Origin of the sequence: Paraniabella hibiscisoli (assembly GCF_022512515.1) — a bacterium.
Taxonomy (GTDB): Bacteria; Bacteroidota; Bacteroidia; order Chitinophagales; family Chitinophagaceae; genus Niabella; species Niabella hibiscisoli.
Genome location: NZ_JAKWBK010000001.1, coordinates 1,352,171 through 1,372,643, shown reverse-complemented (window position 1 = coordinate 1,372,643; position 20,473 = coordinate 1,352,171). Strand labels below are relative to the sequence as shown.

Genomic DNA, 20,473 nt, shown 5'->3' with positions numbered 1-20,473 from the left:
GCCTTTCGGTTAATGGTTCATCGACATTGTTTGACAGGGTTCCCAAAGCATCAGCGTTCATCCCCCTTTCACTGTAATCTTATCAACTTTAATTCGGCCGTATGCCACATTTACAACGGCTTGTTTGTTTTTATATACAACATTGCCAAAACCAGTTGCGGTAGCAATAAAAGAAACAAAATCTCCAATTCGGGAATCGATAAAAAGCGTTTTCGTAACCGCATCATATTGCACACCGGTCAATCCTTGCAACAGTCCATAGCTAGATAGCGCCCTGGCATACCAATGGCCGCATTCATATTCGTTAAAGGGATTACGAACAGACCCGTCGTAGCGTGCTCTGCAGGCTTTTACAATGTCTACGCCTTTCTGTACTTCTCCCATCCTCATTAAATGTGATGCAGCCTGGTATTCAATTCCTGTCCACACTTCGTTACTATAAACAAAAGGTAATGCAAGCCTTCCTCCTTTGGGCCATGTACACAGCAATAAGCCCCCATCGCTGCCGAGGGCAAACGTAGGGCGCTGCGGATTACTATGGTCAGTAAGCTTTTCTTTGAGGTTATATTTATGAACAGAGCGCAGATGACTGGTTATTTTTGATGCATCTACCACGTCTTCCAGTCCGCACATCACAGCCAACCAGGAGCCCAGTACGCCGTCCGATAAACACCCTTTTCCATACTGGTATTTAGGACCTTCTTTTTTAGTAGCGCTATGGCTTCCTGGGAATATTCTCCCCAAAAGATTGAGCTGTGGCTGGATTAGCAGCTTTTAAGTGCTCGTATTGGATATCCTGTATAAAGTATTCCCCATTAAACAGTTTTGTTTCGAGGTAACTTTTCCCTGCCTTTAATAAGTTTTCATAAGAATCTACCTCTTCTTTCAGGTATTTGCCAATGGTTATTATCGCATTTAATGCCCCCAGGTAAAAAGTGGTGGCAAACCCCGTTGGTCCCCAAAACTCAATATCATAGGTATTGTGATGTGGTTCTTCAATAACGCCTCTCCGTTGGGGGTCCCATGTGTTGATACAATAGTCTAAGCTCTTTTTTACTTTAGGATAAAGATTGCGTATCCATTGATCGTCTCCCGAAATTCTCCAGTCCCGGTATACTTTCATAATACCACCCAACTGTCCGTCTACTGCCGAATGGAAATTATGGGTTGTTGGTGAGATGGGTAAATTGGCGCGGAATACCTGGTGCCCTTCGGCGTTCTGATTTTCATTAAACTCGGTTTCACGCAACGACCGTTCCAAGGCCGGGAACAAGTGCGGAACCGCCTGTGCATAGTTCCATACATGGGTGCATGACCCGTGGCAGCTACCCCAGTTATCGCCGCATCCCTCCCAGGTCCAGAACCGGCCATCATATTGCCGGAGTACCGTTGGCGATTTCAGAATCGTCAGGTTGGCAGCCACGGCATCTGTTACTTCTGCCGGCAGGGTGCTATTGTAAAAAGCTTTTGTAAATAATTGCGTCTTTTTATATAGTTCGGCATAACTCGATCTCCAGAAATCGGCCACCTCATTAATATTGGAAAACCTGCTGCTATACCAGGGTTTATGATACTGTAAAAGTGGGTCCTGTTCGACCTTCTTTTTAAATTCTGCATCCACCTCTCCAAATTGAAGTTTGGTTTGGGGTACATACCAGCACATGTATAACTTAATGACTTTCTTTTGGCCGGGATTTAAACTAAACGGTACGAACAGGGACGCGCCGGGTGCATCTTTCTCTACCGCCGGTTTCCCTCAACGGCTCCGGTTTCCAGTTTATTCCATATCATGGTAAGCCCGTCAAACCAGCCGCCCCTGAACCAGCAATGATCTACAGTAGTATCCTCGGTATCAGTAAATATGGCAAATTCACCCTGTCTTTCAGGGAACTTTTCAGAACCTGCTGATGAGAGAATAAACCCGTTCTTAACAGGCTTTATAGAATTTACCACTTCTCCCTGGCTCATAAAGTTTCTGCTATTATAGGAGAACGTACCTTCGACGGCTTTCTTACTTATATTTTCAAAACTGTATTCAAGTCCGGCTATTGGCATACCCGATTGATCCTCGTCACCGGGAATAAAAGGGCTCCAGGCTTTTATAACAGCCTTTACCGGTAGGTTATCATCGTTCAATGAAATGGAGGCAAAGGGAAACTGCACTTCAAACGACACATTCTTAAACCTTGGTAAGCCCCAGGTGGCGCCGCCCGTACCTCCTAAGCCAGCGTCTCTTTGTCCAAATTTTTTCCATAACGGAACGGGGCCTTCTAAAACTCTGGTACCGTTAGCTATATTTTTATACTCAATGCAGCAAACATGGCAGGCTCAAAAAACATTTCGGGGTTATTTCTCACAGACATATGCGATATAGCGCCTGTTCCTTCTATACAGAACATGCCCGCACCTGTTCCTCCTAATGGGAATGCTACTTTATTCAGTTGATCTCCCCGGTGTATCCTTCCGGTTTTCCCGATGGGAATATCCCGATGCTTTTCAGTGGATGTGGGTTGATGATCTTGCTGTGATTGCAATCCCGGGGTTACAAATGCCGCAATACTACCGGCACCCATTTTCTTTAAAAAGGATCTCCTGTTTGCCACGTTATTGATTTTTAGCGTTGATGATTATTCAGATCAATATGTAATGCGTCTTTTGAGGCAGATCAATTACTGAATATGTAAGCCCCATATCTGTCGAACAGCCTGTTATATGCCTCGGCCGCCGCACCATTTCCCCAGTCATAGATCGTGAACTCTCCAATGCCCAGCCCCGAATCGTTGGTTTCACCCCCATGCCCATAATTTTCCATCATAAATCCAAAGTCTATTGAACCGAAGAAAGGCCATTTGGCTTGCCACTGCTTCATGGTTTGAGGATTGAGTGGCGTATACATCATAGTAAAGGAGGCCCGCAAAGCCGACAGTCCTCTTTGAATATACTCCGTGCTTTTCAACACCTTTCCATAATCAATAATCAATCCTGCAAATAAGCACTGGCGCGAATCATTCCATTCGCCATCGGCATTCATTACTCCAAAGCCACCTAATGTACGGATGGCCATATAGGGAGGTTGCCAGGTAGCCTGGAACATTAGCAGTTCATCCAGCGTACGCTGCCCTTTTTGCAGATACCGTTTATTGCCGGTTGTTTTATACATCTCCAAAAGAGCTTCAGCTGTCCAGTAAATGCAAAAATTATTTTGCTTAAACATATTGTTACGTGGTATTTTCTCACCCACCCAATCCTGGCTACCTACTCTGCTGCACGACCAATAGGTTTCAAAATCTTCCCACTGCCCCACAGGAATAATCTTTTTAACCACCGCATCCAGGGCTTTGGTAGCACTTACCAGGTACTCCTTTTTGCTAGTATGTTTAAACATCTTTAGCAGAAAGGTTATAGAAAGGCTGGTTTCGGCGATTGATCCAGGTAGCCCATTGGCTGGCAGGCGTCGAGACTCAGCCATGCAGGGAAGAAACCGTCTTTATCCTGTAAACCTAACAGCGCATCTGCGTACTCCCGGGCATATTGTATCAGCCGCTCATCTTTTTCCAGCTCATCGTACCAAACCATCATCCAGTAAGCGGTATAACTCATGTCTGCAATATGGTAGGGCGATTGCCTGGCATCCCAGGTAAACGGGTTACGGTTGGAGTTTCCAAAATACTTCGTATCCCATCCTTTAGACCGGCGATACTTTTTCCCGTTTATGGTTACTTCTTCCATTTCGGTTGCAATCACGCTTTTAAAAAGTCCTTTATGCTGCGGAAATGAAAGTGCCAGCTCTTTTGTTTTTAATGCTAGACTTTTTAATGTGTCATTATTCTTACGCTTCGCATAACGGTATAAACCCTGTGCTGATCTTAAGGAGTTGAACCATGCCTGGTTCCATACAGAGCGAAACTCCCGCTCGTCAACCGGGGCCTGATAATTGGGGCTTTGGGTAACGTTTACAATAAATACAGGTGCTCCAACATGTTTTCCGTTTAGCTCAAACTCCTGCCAAACGGAAGGCTTCCAGCTATTGAAAGCCCAGTTATAGGTTTGTTTTACATAAGGCTCCAGGTCCGTTTGATGTAATGGTTCGCCAGCCTGGTATAGTGGCGAGCCCCATTTGCTCCACATCAGCTGCAGCGGCCGTCTCCAGGGATTTTCGATGTCTTCTGTTTTATCCGAAACCATCAAATAAAAACCCATGCGCAATTCGCCTTTAGGAAATACAGCACCTTTATCACGTACATACAGCACATGTTCTTCTACCCTGCTTTTCGACAGGCCTAGTTCCAGGTAATTTTGCGGGGCATTCATATCCATATACCAGGGAACCGGATTTGCTTTTTTAACAGGTCCAGATCCGGAACAATCACCAGCAGCCTGTTAGTATTAGATGCCAGCATAGCGGGTGCTCTGAAAACATGCTGTGCTATAATGCTGTTATTATTGGGTGTAAGATGTGGCGCCCAATGGAACCCGGGAATAAATGCAGGGCTGATCCTTATGGATACACTGTCTTGTGCTACCGGTTTAACCAGGTGCCATACAGCTGAAACATATACCAGGTTCTTGGATACGGTTTTGAATGACAGACTTGCCTTTGTTCCATTAATGGTATTGGCCTCGATATTCTTCACAAAGGCCTGCAGCTCCTTCGGCACAGGATTTACAGCGCCAGCCTCCATTTTTTGTACAAAGAGCAATACGATCGACATGAAAAAAGCCGGTTCTTCATCAGTACGATTTTTAGATTACCAGTTTCTTGAAATATAGAAAAATAACAAAGCTTAAACGATTAAGCAAGATTTTCTCGTTTTCTTTTAATGCTATACATAGACTTCCAGAAAAAGCGGCCTAATTGTTTATAATAAACCTGTAGCGCCGCTTTTATTATATCATCAAGAAGCCTCCCGGATCTTCCGGGAGTTAAGCTATTATTTTATGCCCCTTTACGGCATAGTGTAAAATAAAAATAAACAGGGGAATAGGTACCAGGAAGCCTTTAGCCATTCCATAGGTATCTGCAACCCACCCCATTAACGGAGGAAAAATAGCACCTCCTACCACAGCCATTACCAAAAACGAAGAACCTTGTTTCGTTTTACTGCCAAGGCCTTTGATGGCCATTGCAAAAATGGTGGGAAACATGATCGACATAAAAAGAAAATCCCATATAACGCGATCAACGAAGTCCAGCCTACTTTAGCTGCTACCACCGGCAATAAAACACAAACCGCTATCGTATACACCGCCAACAGCCTGGCTGGTTTATAATATTTCATCATGGCGCTACCGGTAATTCGACCCAACATAAATAATAAAAACCCAATAGACAGAAAATACGGACCATATTTCACATCAAACCTCGGATGCATGTCATGATCACTAACAAAGTTGATCAGGTAACTGAAAATACCGGTCTGGGCTGCTACATAACAAGCCTGGGCAATAACTCCCAGTACAAAATGCCGGTTTTCTGCCAATGGTTTTATGGACACGTATCTTGGATCAGCAGGATCAGTAACTTCCACATCACCAACCTGATTAGAAGAAACACCATGGCCGCCATGCGCTGCATTTTCATCTGCCTCTGTAATCTCTGGTAGCGATAAGCGCATAAAAACAAAGGCCACGGCTAATACGGTCAAACCAATAATAGCAAATGGTAATACAATAGAGATCATCTTCTCACCCTCTACATGGCTCTGATTGCCGTACACATACAATGCAATCAGTGGCCCCACTACCCAGGCTAAGCCGTTGAAGGATTGCGAAAAGTTGATGCGTCTTTCAGCTGTTTCAGGGGGCCCAGTTTTGTTGTGTAAGGATTGGCAGCTGTTTCAAGCGTTGTAAGGCCGGCACCTATTACCAACAAGCATAACAGAAAAAGTACAAAGGATTGCAAAGGCGCTGTTGCGGCCGCCAATAAGGCCCCGGTAGCAAATAGAATCAGTCCGAATATAACACCTTTTTTGTAGCCGTATTTTTTCATGAACAGGCCGGCAGGTATTGCCATTAAAAAGTAGGCGCCGTATAAAGAAACCTGTATAAAGGATGACTGCCATTTTTTTAAATGCAGCATATCCTGAAAATTTTTGTCTAATGTGTCCAGCATTCCATGGGCTACACCCCAAAGAAAAAATAATGCGCTGATGGCTGCAAAGGGAGCAGCATAGTTAACACCATCTTTAACAAAAAGTGATTTTTTATTACTCATATTGAATTAGTAAAATTGTATGAACATTTTATTGGCTGACAAGATAAAAATATACGCTATTGTTGTAGGCGCTGAATAGAACAAAAACTATATGCTGCGTAAAGATGGCTTCGTTTTTTCATGACAAGAATCTATTTTAAATTTTTAGGCCTTTCAAAGATAGGCGCATTGGCAATATGTTACGCCATTTACAGAACAGTTTGTAAGACCATTGTCTGATCTTTTACCTATAAACAGCGCAAACCTTTGTATAAAAAGGCTGAAAGGCGGCTTTTGCCACCTCACAGCCTTTAACCTGATATTGCTTATTGAAATGTTGCATTTAACAAGTTGCTCGTTTTTACTTTAACCCCCTGCCCCGGTTTACAATGAAACAGGAACACTAATCCTCTTCCTGGTATTACTTATACAAGGGACCGTAAACCTGACAAGCCCTGTAATCGGATCCTTCAGCATCCATACCAAAAGCTCCCCAGGCCGAGGGACGGAATATAGCATCTGGGTTTACATTGTGCATGGCCACCGGTATACGCAACATAGACGCCAGTGTAATTAACTGATCTCCTATATGCCCGTAGCTGATGGCACCATGGTTGGCTCCCCAATTCGCCATTACCGAATACACATCTTTAAATGGTCCTTGCCCCGTAAGATTGGGCACAAACCAGGTCGTTGGCCATATACGATCAGTACGCTCATTTAATGTATCATGTACTTCGCCAGGCAGATCAACCGTATATCCCTCCGCAATCTGCAGCACAGCACCCTGACCTTTAACCAGGTTAAGGCGGCACATGGTAACCGGCATTTCTCCCTTGGTTAAGAAGGTTGAAGAATAGCCGCCTCCACGCATATAATCCCTGTTGGATGGGCTCCAGGTAGTTGCCGCCAGGCAGGCGTCTGCTTCTTTCTGCTTAATCTCCCAGAAAGGTTTCATAGCTGGTTTCCCGTCTTTAGACTGTTGACCCGTTCCATCTAATGTGGCAGATCCGGAATTGATCAGGTGGATAAAGCCATCTGCAGCTTTTCCATCTGGCTTCCAGCCAGACACACGCTCGGTTGCCTCGGGGCTCCAGTAAGTACGTACATCAGCGAAGATCTGTGCGGTGTTGGTAAGCAGATAGTTAAAGAGCATTGATACCCCGTTGTAACAATCGTTTTCTGTTGCCACCATATACGGATTGCGAATACCATTCCAATCAAACGAAGAGTTAAGTATCGCTTCTGAAAAATCGCCATCAGGTAAAAAGTCTGTCCATTGGCGTTGCCCCTGGAAACCCGCTACGATCGCATTATGCCCCTGTCCCTCTTCTGCATAGCCCATTTCAGCCAGCTTCGGATTGCCTTCCATCAGGTCGCGAATGATCATCGTCATCTTGGTAACAAACTCCCAATCTTTATCCTTCTCTTTCCTCGATTTGATCTTTTCTTTCCGGTTATAATCCTTTCCTTCTTTGCAATTTTGTTTTACCCAGGCTATTGCTTTTTTATATTCTTCGGGGTCGAAAATATTCAGTTGTATCCTTCTGAGTATTTCAGAAGAATCGACGTACTCGTTACGCATACCCAGGTACTCCTGGAAGAACTGAGGATCTACAATTGAACCGGCAATGCCCATCGATACAGAGCCAATGGCCAGGTAAGATTGTCCTTTCATGATGGCCACCGCCATACCCGCACGGGCAAAATTCAGCAGCTTATCTCTTACGTCACCAGGAATTGTAGCGTCACCCATATCCTGCACATCCCTGCCATAAATACCAAAGCAAGGCAGGCCTTTTTGATTATGCGCTGCTAATGTAGCAGCCAGGTATACAGCACCCGGACGTTCCGTACCGTTGAAACCCCAGATGGCTTTAGGAACCAGCGGATTCATATCCATTGTTTCCGACCCATAACACCAGCAGGGTGTTACTGATAAAGAAACCCCGACATTGCTGGCAGCAAATTTTTCAGCACAAGCCGCCGCTTCTTTAACACCGCCGATCGTTGTATCAGCAATCACACATTGTACAGGCGAGCCGTCGGGATACTTCAATTCCCTGGAATATAAAGCGGCAACGGCCTTCGCCATATTCATGGTTGTCTCTTCCAACGACTCCCTGATACCGCCTAATCTACCATCAATAATCGGGCGAATGCCTATTTTGGGATAGTTGTTACTCCTCTTTTTCGTTTTTACTGCCATAACTATTTTTTAAATGCTTTTCAATTTCTTCCACCGATACACCTAATACCTTTTTTGCTATTTCACTTAGCGAAGACTTGTCCCCGGTGAAATGATATACGTTGTGATTATGCGTAAGCTTTTCTCCCGGCTTTAAAAATGCTGCGGGAGACACACTTTCGATTTCATAGAAAGGGCCCATTTGTGTTCCGTCTTCCAATGGCCCGTCGTTGTAGGCATTCATTGCATCACCGCTGAAAGGTGCCCTGTCGGTGCGCCACTCCTGGTTCAGGTATTTCCCTGTAGGATTGATATCGTATTTTACAATAGTGAGTATATTGTCAATTGCGTCATAACTTCCTGCAAAATCTTTTACTCTTACAGGTGGAATTCCCAGTTTTCCCCTGGATTTACCATCTGCTTTAAAATATAAAATACCGTTGCTATAGCTGATCCTGTCTTTGGCAATCTCCCCGAAATAGTCGGTGGTAGCCACTTTACCGCTGGCTGCATTATTATAAGGAATAACGATAGTACAGGCTTCGGAAGGAGTAAACATATCCAGGTTCCACATGCATGGAGCTCCTGTTTTCTCGTCCCATGCAGTTTGCCCTTTGTTGGTCAGGCTATTGCTGGTGCGGAAAGCTACCGATTTTGTTCCTTGTGGCAGTTCAATTCCCAGGTCGGCATTGATATCCCTTGGTGCAACCAGTGAAATGGCACGATTGGCCTGTATTTCAAGTTTTGTGCCTGCATAATTGGTAAGCGTCATATGCTTACTCATGGCAACTGTGGTTCCATTTTCAGACTCCAACGCCCAGCTCTCTGTATCAATAGCATCCGGAGTTTTCCAATTCGTGAATTCCATTTTGGCACCCGGTTTAAAGTATAGAGAAAATACGCCACCTTCCGGGCCCAACCATAAACGGTCTTCTCCCCGTACGCATTCATGTGCGCATCAACCGGCCCGTCAAATGCTTTATAATTTACCCATCCGAAGCTTTTCCCGTTCGCACCATCGGCAGAAGAAGTAAACACCTTAGCCTGGTATTTGGGTGAAATAATCACCTGGCTTTGCCCATCTTCGCTTTTAAGAACAATCAGGTTGCTATCTTTCTGCTGCAGAAAATTAACATCATACCCAAAGCTCCCCCTGGCTGGTTCCTTCATAGTAGTATTCGCTGTAATGCTGTCTGTTGAAGAATCTTTTGATTTTGATTCGCTGTTGCAGGACAGTATACTGGTTCCGGCCAACAGCAAGATGAAGACACGTTGTATCATTCTTTATTTTTTAAATTCATAGACTATAAGATAGCAAACCCTGAGCAGGCAATTGCTTCTTAGTTAACTTCCAGCACACCTGCATCCGGCAATTTAGGGAACTTCTGGTGAGGTTCGCTCTGGTACCAGTAAGCTACCGTAATAATGTCAGAATGCTGTGGCAGGTACCGGCCGCCAGACTTCCAACCCAGATCCTGTATCGTTACTTTTAAATCTTTATCAAAGCGGATGGGGTCCATAATATGCCAGCGATACATGCCAAAGCGCATTTGTGAACCATATAATCCGTCAGGCTTTAATACCTGGTGTAAACCGGCATAAGCGGTAGAGAACTCCTGGTATTGATGTGTGCGTTTGTTCTCAAAATTATACGATCCGCAGAAATAGTCTTCCGTGCCTGTGCCCACTATGGTGGCATTTTCTTTATCTCCGTCCATAAAGAATTTGATCTCGCCTTCACCCCACCAGCCGTTATTGGTTACACCTAAGCCCATGTAAGTGCCCACATAATGACCTTTACCTTTTATTCCATCCACAATGGTATGTAAGGAGCCTAAGTTAGGTTTACTTCTTCTGTATTGTGCATGCAGATAAGCCTCATCACTCCCCACTTCTGTAAGCGCATAATCTACCTGGTAGTAAAGACGCATGGGCTGGCTGTCGGTATTTTGCATAGTAATCTTAATATTTTTACGGAATGGCATTTTCCAATAGCTATTAAAAGCGCTGCCCGGGTTTACCGTTATTGCCAGAGAATTAAGCGGCGAAAACTCATTCCAGCCGATTCCAAAAAATGGACCAACCGGACTTTCTATAGAGGCTTCGGATTCTCCATCATAATACACCCTGAAAATAGAGAGGTTAAAATTACCGGTAGGCGTCATCCAGATATGCTGAACAGCACCGGGACCTGCAATATCAGCCATGGTAAAAGTTTCACCCGGCTCAATAATAATAAAAGGATTTACTTTCCACCCCTTACCCAGGTCTCTTGCTTCGCTGGCGGCATTGGCTATATTACGTTTGCCTTTATCTTTAACCGGGTCGGCCATTGCACCCTTACCCTTTTCTCCTGTAAAATTTTCAGGACTAATAGAACGGGTTTGAGCGTCGGACAGGCGGGACAAATTTCCCAGGCTCATATCCAGACCATTAAATTTTCCTTGTTGCGCACTAATAGTGCCTGCAGTCATTACAATCGCTAATAAAAATAAAATCTTCTTCATGTGGCTTGTTTTTGAAATGGATTTTTTGGCTTGCTTATACGTTTAAGCAAACGTACATGATTAATATGGATTCACCAATTTTTGTTACATTTTATTTGCTGCTTTGTCCTAAAACGATGGATGAAGGGACTATTACTTTGGCGGTTTTAGGTGCTGAAGTATTGATGTTTTTAATGAGCAACTGAACCGCCTTTTCGCTGATCTCATTGAGGTTTTGCTTAATGTAGGTAATGGTTGAGTAAAAGAACTCGAAGGTATCACTCTCATCGAAGCTGATAATTCTCAGGTCATCGGGAACTTTAATACCCCTGGAATGAATGACTTTTAATGCCTGTACCGAAATGCTATTGGTAGCAAACACAAGCGCATCTACCTCATCGCCGTCTTTCAGCATTTGGGCAATAGCATCTGCAACATGTTCTTTATAATCGAGGTAGGGCACTTTTTTCAACCATTCCGATCTAAACTTTATTCCTGCTTTTTTAGCGCATCCTTATAACCCTGTATACGATCCTGCATATGGGTTAGCGGTGTGTCGTAAGCAATCATACCAATTTTCCGGTACCCTTTTTCTGTAAGCAATTTTACAGCACTATACATCGCCTCATGATTATCGGTAACCACCACATTCGTTTCTACATCTTTAAACCCACGATCCATTAAAACAAATTTTACACCCTTTGCTTTTAGCTCTTCGATCTGCAACTGGGAGCCGCAACCGGTGTAATGATCAGGCCGTCTACCTGGCGGTTTAAAAAGGTATTGATCAGGTTTTGAGATTTGTCTAATTGTTCATCACTGCTTCCAAAAAGAACGGTATAGCCATTCTTCTGCGCTTCCAGTTCTATGCTTCGTGCCAGTGTTGCAAAAAAGGATTGAAATATCAGCAACGATCAATCCTATGGTATTGGTTCGTCCAAACTTTAATCCTCTTGCTATCAGGTTGGGTTGATAATTCATTTCAGCGGCCACTTTTCTCACTTTACCAGCAATCTCTTCTCCTACCCGGGCTTCCCGCTCCTTGCCATTAACACGTAAGAAACCAGTGCGGTTGAGACGCCCACCTTTTCTGCAATATCCTTTATTGAAACTCTTTTTTTATCATCGGGAACCAGTATCAATCATTAATTAGAACTTCACAATTTACGAATGTTGTAACGATTAGCGGAAAAAACCCCCATTAAAGAACAGGCCGTACTCTTGTGAGCCTTTAGTACACGGCGCAGGTGCTTCAAAAGTCGTTCAACAACACTTAATGCTTATTCGTTTAAGCAAATGAACGACATTTCATGTTCTCTGCCAAAAAATCCAAATATTACGCAAATCCCGAAAGCTCCGGGCAGATTATTTAATATAGAGGGGGTAGCCGGGTTTCTGTATTTTAAACCTTACTGAACACCAGCGAAGAGCAGTTGCCTCCAAAGCCAAAGGAGTTAGACATAACATGCCTTATCTCTTTGCTTTGCAATTCAACAGCAGGAGTAAATGGAAGTTCTTTCATAGGGGTTTCAAAGCGCAGGTTGGGAAACACGATACCCTTTTCAATGGCGATGGTTGCATACACTGCCTCTATCCCGCCGCTGGCGCCCAGCGTATGACCGGTAAAGATTTCGTAGAGCTCATATCGGGATATGCGCCCTCAAATAAGGTCCTGATTGCTGTTCCTTCGGCTATATCATTATTATTGGTACCGGTGCCGTGCAGGTTGATGTAATCAATATCGCCTGGACTTAAACCCGCTTTTTTAAGCGCGCCACTCATGGCCAGCAAATTGCCCTTTCCGTCAGGTGAAGATGCGGTTTGATGATGCGCGTCATTTGCATTAGCCCATCCTGTAATAGCTACCCTGGGTTGTTGGTCGAGAGTTTTTGCTACTGTGTCGGAAACCAATACTACATATCCTGCGCCCTCTCCCAGGTTGAGCCCCCTGCGGTTATCATCAAATGGCTGACAATATTCACTGTCGAGTATCATCAGCGTATTAAATCCGTTTAAGGTAAACCGGGTCAGGGCATCTGTGCCTCCTGCGATCACTACATCCAGCTTGTTTTGCCGTATCAGCCTGGCGCCCAGGAAAATGCTGTTGGCCGATGATGAACAGGCCGTGCTAATGGTGGTTACAAAATCTTTGATACCCAGGGCATCGGCGGTAATTTCTGTTACAGCACCACATTCGTGGTTGACCACTTCGCGTAAATGACCACTGTTGTTATCCCTTAGAAAATCGTCAAAGAAATCTTCGGTTTTATCCATACCGCCCACCGAATTGGCTGAAATAAAACCGGTACGCCAGTTAGCAATATCAATACCCGAACCAGCCAATGCCTCCCTGGCTGCGGCCGTGCTTAAAAGAGCTGTGCGGCTGGTGTGGGCTGGCAACCCGGTAAGAGCAGCCAGTTCATCATTGCTCAGCTTTACTTCTGCTACCGGTAAACTGTCTTTATGAATAGACTGTAAACGTTGCATTGCCCGCATCCCGGCTTTGCCGGAAGTAAGCGCCTCCAGGTTCTCCGCAACATTGCTTCCGATAGCGGATATAACACCTACGCCTGATATGTAAACAGGAGCGGTCATTAATTCGCTGCGCCGGCTTGTTGCTCCAGTATGTAATCGGCCATAGTGGTTATAGAACGGAAGATCGTTTGCCCTTCTTCAGCATTTTTTAGCTTGATATTATACTCCTGCTGCAACAATACGATCAACTCCAAAGCATCGATCGAATCCAGGCCCAATCCTTCTACAAAAAGCGGATCATCATCTCCTATATCTTCAGGTGTTTTGCCGCTCAGGTTGAGTTGCTTTATAATCTGTTGCTTTAACTGGTATATCAGCTCTTTCTTATCCATCAAAAATTCCTCTTTAATATGTTTTATTCCTGAGAGAAAACTGCTCTCATATTATCGGCCGTAAAGTTAAGCCCATTATCTTTTCCCTGCTCTATTAAAAAGAAGCGGGCATCGTATTCATCGTTCTCCACATCTACCCAGCCACAGATACAGGCTTTAATTCCCTGGTGTTGCACCAGGTTCCCTACATAAAAGACGATCCATTCGGGATCAAACTGCTCGCTGATGAAAAAGGCATTCTCCCCTTTAAATCCGTACCGGATGCTTATTTCACCGATAACAATATTGGGCAAGGTGTACACAAACAGCGAAGGGCTGGGAAAGGTTTTGGATGACTCGAAATAATTAATATCCGCCTCAATGCTGCCACTTTTGTTGGATAAAACAATACCCAGCTCTTGTGGTTGGTAAGCACTCTTATCAAAGTCCTTTAATAAAACATGTGCTGCTGCAGTACCCAGCTTGCATAACGCATCCATTTTGAAAAACTTTGGGTAATCGATATCCAGTTTTTCGTAAAGGGATGAGAACAAATCTGCGGATTCGTCAGATTTAAAGACTATCTTATCTCCCGATCGAACTGTTCTGTTGCGAATACAAACGCTGCCTGATATATATATATCCTTTTGCTTCAAACTCAATGCTACGCGGGATCTTTAAATCCGTTATTAATGTAAGTAATGCTGTCTCTTAAATGAATGGTTTTTGCCAGCTTTTTTAAGGCGGTATCATGGTTCTTTACATAATCATTTTCCAGGTCCCAAACATAACCGGCTAATACAGAACATATCTTGCGTTTTATTTCGGGATCCTGATCATCGGCAAAGAAAATCGTATCCAGGGTACCCTCATACCAGGCCATTACGTAGCTGCGGAAGGTATTAACGCCCTGCATCATAATATCCATGTATTCTTTGTTCCAGTCCACGGCTTCGCCTTTCAATTTTTTAACCACCAGCTTCCCGGCCATCTGGCTGGATACGGTAGCCAATGTAACACCTGATGAAAATACGGGGTCAAGGAACTCGGTTACATTACCCGTTAATACAAACCCATCTCCATAAAACTTATCGGTAGTAGATGACCATGATTGCAATACCCTTGGCTCAAACACCAATTCAGCATCTTTCATCCGCTCGGCGATATAGGGTTGCGAAGCAATCAGCGACCGCATGATCTCTTCCTGTGTACGGTGAATTGTTCAAAAAATCCCGGATCTGCCACATATCCCACAGAAGTAATACCTGTAGAAAAAGGGATTACCCATATCCATACCGCTTTATCATGCACGATAATAGTAATACGGTCTGGCTCATCGTCCATCGAACGTTTGGTATCAACCAGGTGTGTAAACACGGCCTTACGCGGAGGCAGGTTAGACGGGCGCTCCATTCCAAATAATTTGGGTATTACGCGACCATAGCCGCTTCCGTCGATAATAAACCTTGCGAATATTTCTCTTTTGTTGCCATCCTTGTCTTCTACAGTTGTGGTAGAAGTGCCATCGGGATGAAAATTGATGGCTGTAACACCCGTCTGGTATTCCACGGGCACTCCCTGGCTCTCTACTGTTTTAGCCAGCGTATGGTCAAAGTCTGCACGAGGCACCTGCCAGGTCCAGCCCCAGCCATCGGTAAACTGGTCATTGAAAAAGTAGTTACAGATCTTGCCCTGCTTTTCAAACTTGGCTCCGTTTTTCTGCTGGTAGCCTCTTGCTTTCACAGCATCCAGGAACTTTGCCTCTTCCAGTGCTTCCATACATCGCGGCAACAGGCTTTCCCCTATCACGAATCGTGGAAACTCCTGTTTTTCCACGATCTTAACTTTATAACCAGCCTGATTTACAATGGAAGCGGCTACGGTACCTGCCGGACCGGCACCAATGACAAGGACGTCTACTTTTTCGGGTTGCATAAAATGCGTTTGATATTAAGATTTAAAGTTCGATATTTTTAACGTTCGGAGCAGTTGAATTTTAAGCGGCGTTTAAAATTAATTTTGAACGCCGGTATTTCAGCTAATAATTAATCACTTACGCTTTTTACATTTTAATAAAGTATGGCTTAAGCCAATACCACTTGTTTCCTCCACAATGTCAAAACCAGCCCGGTCGATGGCTTTTTTAAACACACGACTATCATACATTTGGCTGTTACCATTAGCTATCGCTGTGAAGTAGATAGACAACTGCTGGATACAAAAAGCTGCTGTTTCAAAACGCTGGTTATCCCAGAAGGCTTCGAGGATATAAATAGCGCCCTCCTCGTTTAATGCCTGTCCGCAGCGCTTCATGATAGAAACAATCTCATCCTCAGAAAAACAATCCAGGAACTGGCTCATCCAAACCGCATCATAGCCGGGGGAAACGTTACCGATTCATCTAAAACGTTTGCCGGATAAAAGTCAACGCGACCGGCCAAACCCAGGTCCTCAATATTTTTTTGGCCATTGCAGCCTGACCGGGCAGATCAACAATAGTGATGCGTACATCCCGGTCAAATTTCGTGGACGCTAACGCCCATTTACCCGTATTTCCGCCAATTTCGAGTAATTTTTTGATGTGATTCTCTGGCTTGTAAATATGTTTAAGCACCAAAGGAAATGCAATATCAGAAAAGAAGTGATCGTATTCGAACCAGCTTTTTTGCTGTTGCGGCTGTAATTGAGACAGCCCTTCGTAAACCGTGTTCCAGCCACCAAGTTCTTTTAACCCTGCAGGTTTGCCTGTATCAATCGCCTCTTCCAGGTGAAACAGACCTTTGTAGCAAATGTCCTGCACAAAATTCATATTTACGTTAGTAAGCGGATCGTGTAAAATAAAATAGCCGGTCTTCGAAAGGAAGTAATTTCCTTCTTCATCTACTGTTACCATTTCCATTCCAAGGCCTGCTTCCAATAATACCCTTGCGCCGTATTCCGGTACTTTTGTTCGTTCTACTATACCGGCAAGTGTAATACCCGCTTTGTTATCTTCTACGACTTTGAGAATCCCTTTATCTCTCAACAAGCGGGCCACCTGAAATACGATCGGACCATGTGCAATTACCTGTGCGTGATGCTTGGCATCTATTGCAGATTTTTTGTCTTTGGCGTAAAAATTCGTCATTTATTGGTTTGTTATTTCTTTTATTTTGTAGTACCCTCTTCGTGATAAGGGACTGAATTACTAATAGTTCTTCTCCCACACCACTGCTGCGTTACACCCGCCAAAGCCAGATGCGGTTTTAAGGCAGGTCTTCAACTCGCTGTGCTGCAAAGTACTGCAAACGTTTATATTTTCGGCAGTACCGGGCGTTTCAAAGCCGTTAGTAGGAACAATTATATTTTCTCTTAATGCATGAACGCTGATCACGCTTTCGACCAGGCCGGCGGCACCTAAAGTATGACCGTAATAACCTTTTAAACTATTTACAGGAACTGATTGAAGCCCGGCCAGGTTAATCGCCTTACTCTCCATATCATCATTGTACAGTGTTGCTGTACCATGCAATGATACAAAGTCTACCTGTGCTGGTTCGGTTTGAGCCTCCTTCATTGCCTGTTGGATGGCCATAAAAAGCTCCTGTCCGGTTCTTGACGGTCCAGATATGTGATTGGCATCATTACTGACGCCACCACCTTTTAATTCAATGGATTCAGAAGAGCCCTGATGTACAGAAAGAATCATCGTTGCAGCCGCCTCTCCCAGGTTGATTCCCTTTCTTGCGGCATCAAACGGACGGCAAGGCTCATCACTTACCGCCTGGAAAGACTGGAAGCCTGATAATACAAACCGGGTGATCAAATCGGCACCAGCCACCACAATGTTTTCATAAAGCCCTGCGTCAAGCATCCGCTTCGCTGTGATCAATGCCACTAATCCCGAAATACAGGCGTGAGAAACAATTACCGGCTTTGCACTAAAACCAAAATAGCGGGCTATTTTTTGTGCCGATGCACTCAGGCTGACCTCTTTTTTTAGCGAATCAGTGATCTCGTTTTCTTCTAGTAAGCTAATATTTCCTTTTGTAGACGAAATGATCAGGCCGGTCTTTCCATCTGCCGGGTCAATATCCAGCTGGCTTAAAGCGCCCTTTATGGATAAAGAAAGCAGGGATTCAAATCTTGTGAATGATGGGAGTGTATTTTGTTGCCAGAACTCTTCCGTAAAAAGTGCGCTGTAAAAATTTTTTGGACTTCTTGCACCGGCCTTATGCAGCTGCACATTCGAATTTCCTTTTGCTATCTCCGAAAAATTAGCTGCTGAAGAAAGTCCAAACGGAGACACAATATTATCTGCAATCAGGAAAACCCTTTTCATAACTCCTTATTTCTGCGCTACAACAATTGTTGTTGCTTTTTCCACTCCAGGAAAAATGGAGGATTGTTTAATAATAAGGTTTGTGTGTCTTTATCTAAAAAAACCTGCGTTGTTGTGCCGGTAGCGACCAGGCTTTTATCCGCCTTTTTATACAACCTGTAGCTAAAAATTATTTTTGCGGCCTCGCAGGGATGATAGGTTGACTCCACAATTACGCTGTCGCCAAATTTGAGCGACTTTTTATAATTGCATTCCGCATGAACAATGGGTACTACAATGTTTTCCTTAAAAAATGCATGTACCCAATCCCGTATTGCTCGCCAAAAGCTTCCCTGCCGTCTTCAAAATAGCGCACATAATGCCCATGCCACACAATGCCCAAAGGGTCGGCTTCGTTAAAACGGATTAAGACTTCGATAGTATGACTCAGTGTTCTCATTAATTAGACTTCCATTTCTTGTATTCAGATTTTTCAATCTGATCAATAACTTTCTTGAAGCCGGTAGCCCAGTAATTTCTAAAGCTAAAGCCGGATCCTAAAGCACCTTCCATGCGTTTGGTCATTAATACTTTTTTCGACTTTATATCGAATAAGGTTACCCAAAGCGACAATGCTTTTTTGTTTTACTCATTCCCTCTACAACAAATACAAGGCCGGTTCCTGTTTTAGATCCACCGTTAAAGCCGCTGATCAGGGTCTGTATGTCTTTCTCGCTGAGCCTGTCAAAATCTTCAGATTTGGTTGATAACAATTGGTCCGGGTCAGCTTTCTCGTTTCTTTTATCTGTAAAGCTCAGATCATTTGCCAGTTCAGTTCTCCTGAATGCCTTCGCAACATCATATTTTTTATACTCATTAATAATCAGAGCATTAATACCCGCAAACTGGCGCTCTACAATATCCCTCGGGTTGGCGTTGGGGTCGCCCATTAACCGCGCTTTGGTGAAGTCGATTCCATAATAAAAAATAGGTGTTTCGGTGTTATTCAGTACTTCCGATAAGGTTTGAGCTTTCGATGTAATGCCAAACGTTAAAACCATCAATAACAATAATAACTGCGATTTCATTTTTTTGTTTTTTTAGGTATTTAAGATATAAATATTTTCATTTCGCAGGAAACCAGGTACTCCCCTTTAACGGAAATAGCGCCTTCGATAATCGTGGCGTTAAATATCTGGTTCTTTATGGTAATTGCAGTAGTAAGTGTATCCCCAATTTTAGGTAGATTGCTTATTTTAAGATTTTGTACCGCGCCAATAAACCCTACAGGCACAGGCTTTTGTTCCTGATGGCATATATAGCCCATGCGTGCAGCAGCAGTCTGTGCGATGTTTTCAATCAAAGCCGCTTCCCTTAGTTGCTCGTTTTCAATAAAAAGGTTATCTGCTTTTACCTCAAATGTTGTAGATGCTCCGCTTTCATCGCAGGACTCAAGGGTGTCGATCATTACAAAGGGCGTTCTCTGCGGGATATAGGGTAATATACTTTTTGAAATACTCACAGCGTTTTTTAACGGCGTTAAAAGTAAGGAAACTTACCGACTATGCACGGGTATACCTATTTCCAGAAATCGTAATAGTTGTACCATTGTGTAGGATACGATTTAACCTTCTCCGTCATAGCTCTTACAAACGCTTCCAGCACTTTTTCTGAAGAGGTGTCGGGTTCATTTCGATAAACAACACCCGGGGTAGCGAAAAAGTGATAGTGAAAAAAGACTCTTTCAATGCAAAAACAAAAGTAACGGGCACATTTAATTTGGTTGCCAACGCAAAAGGACCTTGTGGAAAGTGAGCCTGTTTACCTAAAAAATCAGTTTTAAGCGTTTTGTTCCCCGGTAGAAACCGGTCAGAGTGCATACATACCAGCTCATTATTATTAAGCGCCTCCATTATTTCATAGATATGGGAAAGATTATCCCTGATAACGATAATATTGGCGTTACGCTGGCCGGTTGTATTTTCCAGGTATTGTTTTAGCTGCTCGTGCTCCCCGTCATACATCACAATATTGATCCGGGTGTTCAGCCTTTTCAGCAAATGACCCGCAATTTCCCAATTGCCGATATGCGCACTTAAAAGCAAGCCGCCTTTACCTGCGGCAACCATTTCATGGAGATGCTGCTCTCCGTCAAAATTAAAAGTAAACCTGTTGGAGATGCCTGCCATCATTACAATCCGGTCAATCAGCGCCTGGCCAAACCAATAATAATTTTTATAAAGGCTCACCAGGGATTGAGGAATGGAAAAACCGAGTCGCTTTCTCAGGTAGTACCAAATAGAACGAGAAGACTTCCAGCTGAATAAATAATAATACGCTGCTACAAACAGCAACAAAATATATGCAGGAAGCACGCCCATTTTTTTCAAAATCGCGATAAAAATCCCATAGCCGGTTTTATTTCCTTTGGATTTTCCTTCCCATTCTGCCATTATTCGC

At 43.8% G+C, this 20,473-nt stretch carries 30 protein-coding genes and 1 pseudogene; all 31 read right to left on the bottom strand.

Annotated features, from left to right (window positions below; all coding sequences use genetic code 11):
* Nucleotides 1–57: 57 nt before the first annotated feature.
* Nucleotides 58–744: a glycoside hydrolase family 116 protein gene (locus MKP07_RS38070; RefSeq protein ID WP_262919220.1), complete on the bottom strand. Its 687-nt coding sequence runs from the start codon at nucleotides 742–744 to the stop codon at nucleotides 58–60.
* Nucleotides 716–1,717 (bottom strand): glycoside hydrolase family 116 protein, encoded by a 1,002-nt coding sequence (locus MKP07_RS38065; protein WP_262919659.1) that lies wholly within the window; start codon nucleotides 1,715–1,717, stop codon nucleotides 716–718. The genes MKP07_RS38070 and MKP07_RS38065 overlap by 29 nt, the downstream gene beginning before the upstream one ends.
* 23 nt (nucleotides 1,718–1,740) lie before the next feature.
* On the bottom strand, nucleotides 1,741–2,175 hold the full coding sequence (locus tag MKP07_RS38060) for a GH116 family glycosyl-hydrolase (protein WP_394803548.1): 435 nt from the start codon (nucleotides 2,173–2,175) through the stop codon (nucleotides 1,741–1,743).
* A 116-nt stretch (nucleotides 2,176–2,291) separates the two neighbouring features.
* On the bottom strand, nucleotides 2,292–2,603 hold the full coding sequence (locus tag MKP07_RS08950; protein WP_240846890.1) for a hypothetical protein: 312 nt from the start codon (nucleotides 2,601–2,603) through the stop codon (nucleotides 2,292–2,294).
* Between the two features lie 62 nt (nucleotides 2,604–2,665).
* Nucleotides 2,666–3,385, bottom strand: coding sequence for a hypothetical protein (locus MKP07_RS08945; protein ID WP_240846888.1), 720 nt, complete (start codon nucleotides 3,383–3,385; stop codon nucleotides 2,666–2,668).
* A gap of 14 nt (nucleotides 3,386–3,399) precedes the next feature.
* The gene (locus MKP07_RS08940) at nucleotides 3,400–4,317 is read right to left on the bottom strand and encodes a hypothetical protein (RefSeq protein WP_240846886.1); all 918 of its coding nucleotides are present in this window, start codon (nucleotides 4,315–4,317) and stop codon (nucleotides 3,400–3,402) included.
* Nucleotides 4,308–4,712 carry a hypothetical protein gene (locus tag MKP07_RS08935; RefSeq protein ID WP_240846885.1) on the bottom strand — a complete coding sequence of 135 codons (405 nt, stop codon included), beginning with the start codon at nucleotides 4,710–4,712 and terminating at the stop codon, nucleotides 4,308–4,310. The genes MKP07_RS08940 and MKP07_RS08935 overlap by 10 nt, the downstream gene beginning before the upstream one ends.
* Nucleotides 4,713–4,923: 211 nt before the next feature.
* Nucleotides 4,924–5,076, bottom strand: coding sequence for a hypothetical protein (locus MKP07_RS08930; RefSeq protein ID WP_240846884.1), 153 nt, complete (start codon nucleotides 5,074–5,076; stop codon nucleotides 4,924–4,926).
* A complete protein-coding gene (locus MKP07_RS08925) occupies nucleotides 5,070–5,780 on the bottom strand; it encodes an MFS transporter (protein ID WP_240850719.1) in 711 nt (236 codons plus the stop codon). Before MKP07_RS08925 ends, MKP07_RS08930 begins: the two co-directional genes overlap by 7 nt.
* Nucleotides 5,750–6,214: an MFS transporter gene (locus MKP07_RS08920; protein WP_240846883.1), complete on the bottom strand. Its 465-nt coding sequence runs from the start codon at nucleotides 6,212–6,214 to the stop codon at nucleotides 5,750–5,752. Before MKP07_RS08920 ends, MKP07_RS08925 begins: the two co-directional genes overlap by 31 nt.
* Nucleotides 6,215–6,614: 400 nt before the next feature.
* Nucleotides 6,615–8,402, bottom strand: coding sequence for an L-fucose isomerase (locus MKP07_RS08915; protein ID WP_240846882.1), 1,788 nt, complete (start codon nucleotides 8,400–8,402; stop codon nucleotides 6,615–6,617).
* Nucleotides 8,374–9,551 (bottom strand): annotated as a pseudogene (locus MKP07_RS08910) (DUF6786 family protein). Before MKP07_RS08910 ends, MKP07_RS08915 begins: the two are co-directional and overlap by 29 nt.
* Nucleotides 9,552–9,721: 170 nt before the next feature.
* The gene (locus tag MKP07_RS08900; protein ID WP_240846878.1) at nucleotides 9,722–10,888 is read right to left on the bottom strand and encodes a glycoside hydrolase family 172 protein; all 1,167 of its coding nucleotides are present in this window, start codon (nucleotides 10,886–10,888) and stop codon (nucleotides 9,722–9,724) included.
* 91 nt (nucleotides 10,889–10,979) lie between these two features.
* Nucleotides 10,980–11,330 (bottom strand): substrate-binding domain-containing protein, encoded by a 351-nt coding sequence (locus MKP07_RS08895; RefSeq protein WP_240850717.1) that lies wholly within the window; start codon nucleotides 11,328–11,330, stop codon nucleotides 10,980–10,982.
* Between the two features lie 26 nt (nucleotides 11,331–11,356).
* Nucleotides 11,357–11,593, bottom strand: a complete 237-nt coding sequence (locus MKP07_RS08890) for a type 1 periplasmic-binding domain-containing protein (protein ID WP_240846876.1) — start codon at nucleotides 11,591–11,593, stop codon at nucleotides 11,357–11,359.
* Nucleotides 11,575–11,778: a type 1 periplasmic-binding domain-containing protein gene (locus MKP07_RS08885; protein ID WP_240846874.1), complete on the bottom strand. Its 204-nt coding sequence runs from the start codon at nucleotides 11,776–11,778 to the stop codon at nucleotides 11,575–11,577. The genes MKP07_RS08890 and MKP07_RS08885 overlap by 19 nt, the downstream gene beginning before the upstream one ends.
* A gap of 491 nt (nucleotides 11,779–12,269) precedes the next feature.
* The gene (locus MKP07_RS08875) at nucleotides 12,270–12,452 is read right to left on the bottom strand and encodes a hypothetical protein (RefSeq protein WP_240846871.1); all 183 of its coding nucleotides are present in this window, start codon (nucleotides 12,450–12,452) and stop codon (nucleotides 12,270–12,272) included.
* A gap of 5 nt (nucleotides 12,453–12,457) precedes the next feature.
* A complete protein-coding gene (locus tag MKP07_RS08870) occupies nucleotides 12,458–13,462 on the bottom strand; it encodes a beta-ketoacyl synthase N-terminal-like domain-containing protein (RefSeq protein WP_240846868.1) in 1,005 nt (334 codons plus the stop codon).
* Nucleotides 13,462–13,734, bottom strand: a complete 273-nt coding sequence (locus MKP07_RS08865) for a phosphopantetheine-binding protein (RefSeq protein WP_317235972.1) — start codon at nucleotides 13,732–13,734, stop codon at nucleotides 13,462–13,464. Before MKP07_RS08865 ends, MKP07_RS08870 begins: the two co-directional genes overlap by 1 nt.
* A 23-nt stretch (nucleotides 13,735–13,757) precedes the next feature.
* On the bottom strand, nucleotides 13,758–14,213 hold the full coding sequence (locus tag MKP07_RS08860; RefSeq protein ID WP_240846862.1) for a hypothetical protein: 456 nt from the start codon (nucleotides 14,211–14,213) through the stop codon (nucleotides 13,758–13,760).
* Nucleotides 14,214–14,377: 164 nt separating this feature from the next.
* Nucleotides 14,378–14,908, bottom strand: a complete 531-nt coding sequence (locus tag MKP07_RS08855) for an NAD(P)/FAD-dependent oxidoreductase (protein WP_240846859.1) — start codon at nucleotides 14,906–14,908, stop codon at nucleotides 14,378–14,380.
* Nucleotides 14,896–15,648: an NAD(P)/FAD-dependent oxidoreductase gene (locus tag MKP07_RS08850; RefSeq protein ID WP_240846856.1), complete on the bottom strand. Its 753-nt coding sequence runs from the start codon at nucleotides 15,646–15,648 to the stop codon at nucleotides 14,896–14,898. The genes MKP07_RS08855 and MKP07_RS08850 overlap by 13 nt, the downstream gene beginning before the upstream one ends.
* Nucleotides 15,649–15,762: 114 nt before the next feature.
* Nucleotides 15,763–16,074, bottom strand: a complete 312-nt coding sequence (locus MKP07_RS08845) for a hypothetical protein (protein ID WP_240846854.1) — start codon at nucleotides 16,072–16,074, stop codon at nucleotides 15,763–15,765.
* Nucleotides 16,075–16,114: 40 nt separating this feature from the next.
* Complete coding sequence (locus MKP07_RS08840; RefSeq protein WP_240846851.1) at nucleotides 16,115–16,840, bottom strand: hypothetical protein; 726 nt, start codon at nucleotides 16,838–16,840, stop codon at nucleotides 16,115–16,117.
* A 60-nt stretch (nucleotides 16,841–16,900) separates the two neighbouring features.
* Nucleotides 16,901–18,034 (bottom strand): beta-ketoacyl synthase N-terminal-like domain-containing protein, encoded by a 1,134-nt coding sequence (locus MKP07_RS08835; RefSeq protein ID WP_240846848.1) that lies wholly within the window; start codon nucleotides 18,032–18,034, stop codon nucleotides 16,901–16,903.
* A gap of 17 nt (nucleotides 18,035–18,051) precedes the next feature.
* Nucleotides 18,052–18,300, bottom strand: a complete 249-nt coding sequence (locus MKP07_RS08830; RefSeq protein WP_240850714.1) for an acyl-CoA thioesterase — start codon at nucleotides 18,298–18,300, stop codon at nucleotides 18,052–18,054.
* Between the two features lie 5 nt (nucleotides 18,301–18,305).
* Complete coding sequence (locus MKP07_RS08825) at nucleotides 18,306–18,473, bottom strand: acyl-CoA thioesterase (protein WP_240846846.1); 168 nt, start codon at nucleotides 18,471–18,473, stop codon at nucleotides 18,306–18,308.
* Nucleotides 18,473–18,646, bottom strand: coding sequence for a hypothetical protein (locus tag MKP07_RS08820; RefSeq protein ID WP_240846843.1), 174 nt, complete (start codon nucleotides 18,644–18,646; stop codon nucleotides 18,473–18,475). Before MKP07_RS08820 ends, MKP07_RS08825 begins: the two co-directional genes overlap by 1 nt.
* Nucleotides 18,631–19,101, bottom strand: coding sequence for a hypothetical protein (locus MKP07_RS08815; protein ID WP_240846841.1), 471 nt, complete (start codon nucleotides 19,099–19,101; stop codon nucleotides 18,631–18,633). The genes MKP07_RS08820 and MKP07_RS08815 overlap by 16 nt, the downstream gene beginning before the upstream one ends.
* A 20-nt stretch (nucleotides 19,102–19,121) precedes the next feature.
* Nucleotides 19,122–19,535 carry a 3-hydroxyacyl-ACP dehydratase gene (locus MKP07_RS08810; RefSeq protein WP_240846838.1) on the bottom strand — a complete coding sequence of 138 codons (414 nt, stop codon included), beginning with the start codon at nucleotides 19,533–19,535 and terminating at the stop codon, nucleotides 19,122–19,124.
* 124 nt (nucleotides 19,536–19,659) lie between these two features.
* A complete protein-coding gene (locus tag MKP07_RS08805) occupies nucleotides 19,660–20,466 on the bottom strand; it encodes an LpxL/LpxP family acyltransferase (protein ID WP_240846836.1) in 807 nt (268 codons plus the stop codon).
* Nucleotides 20,467–20,473: the final 7 nt, after the last annotated feature.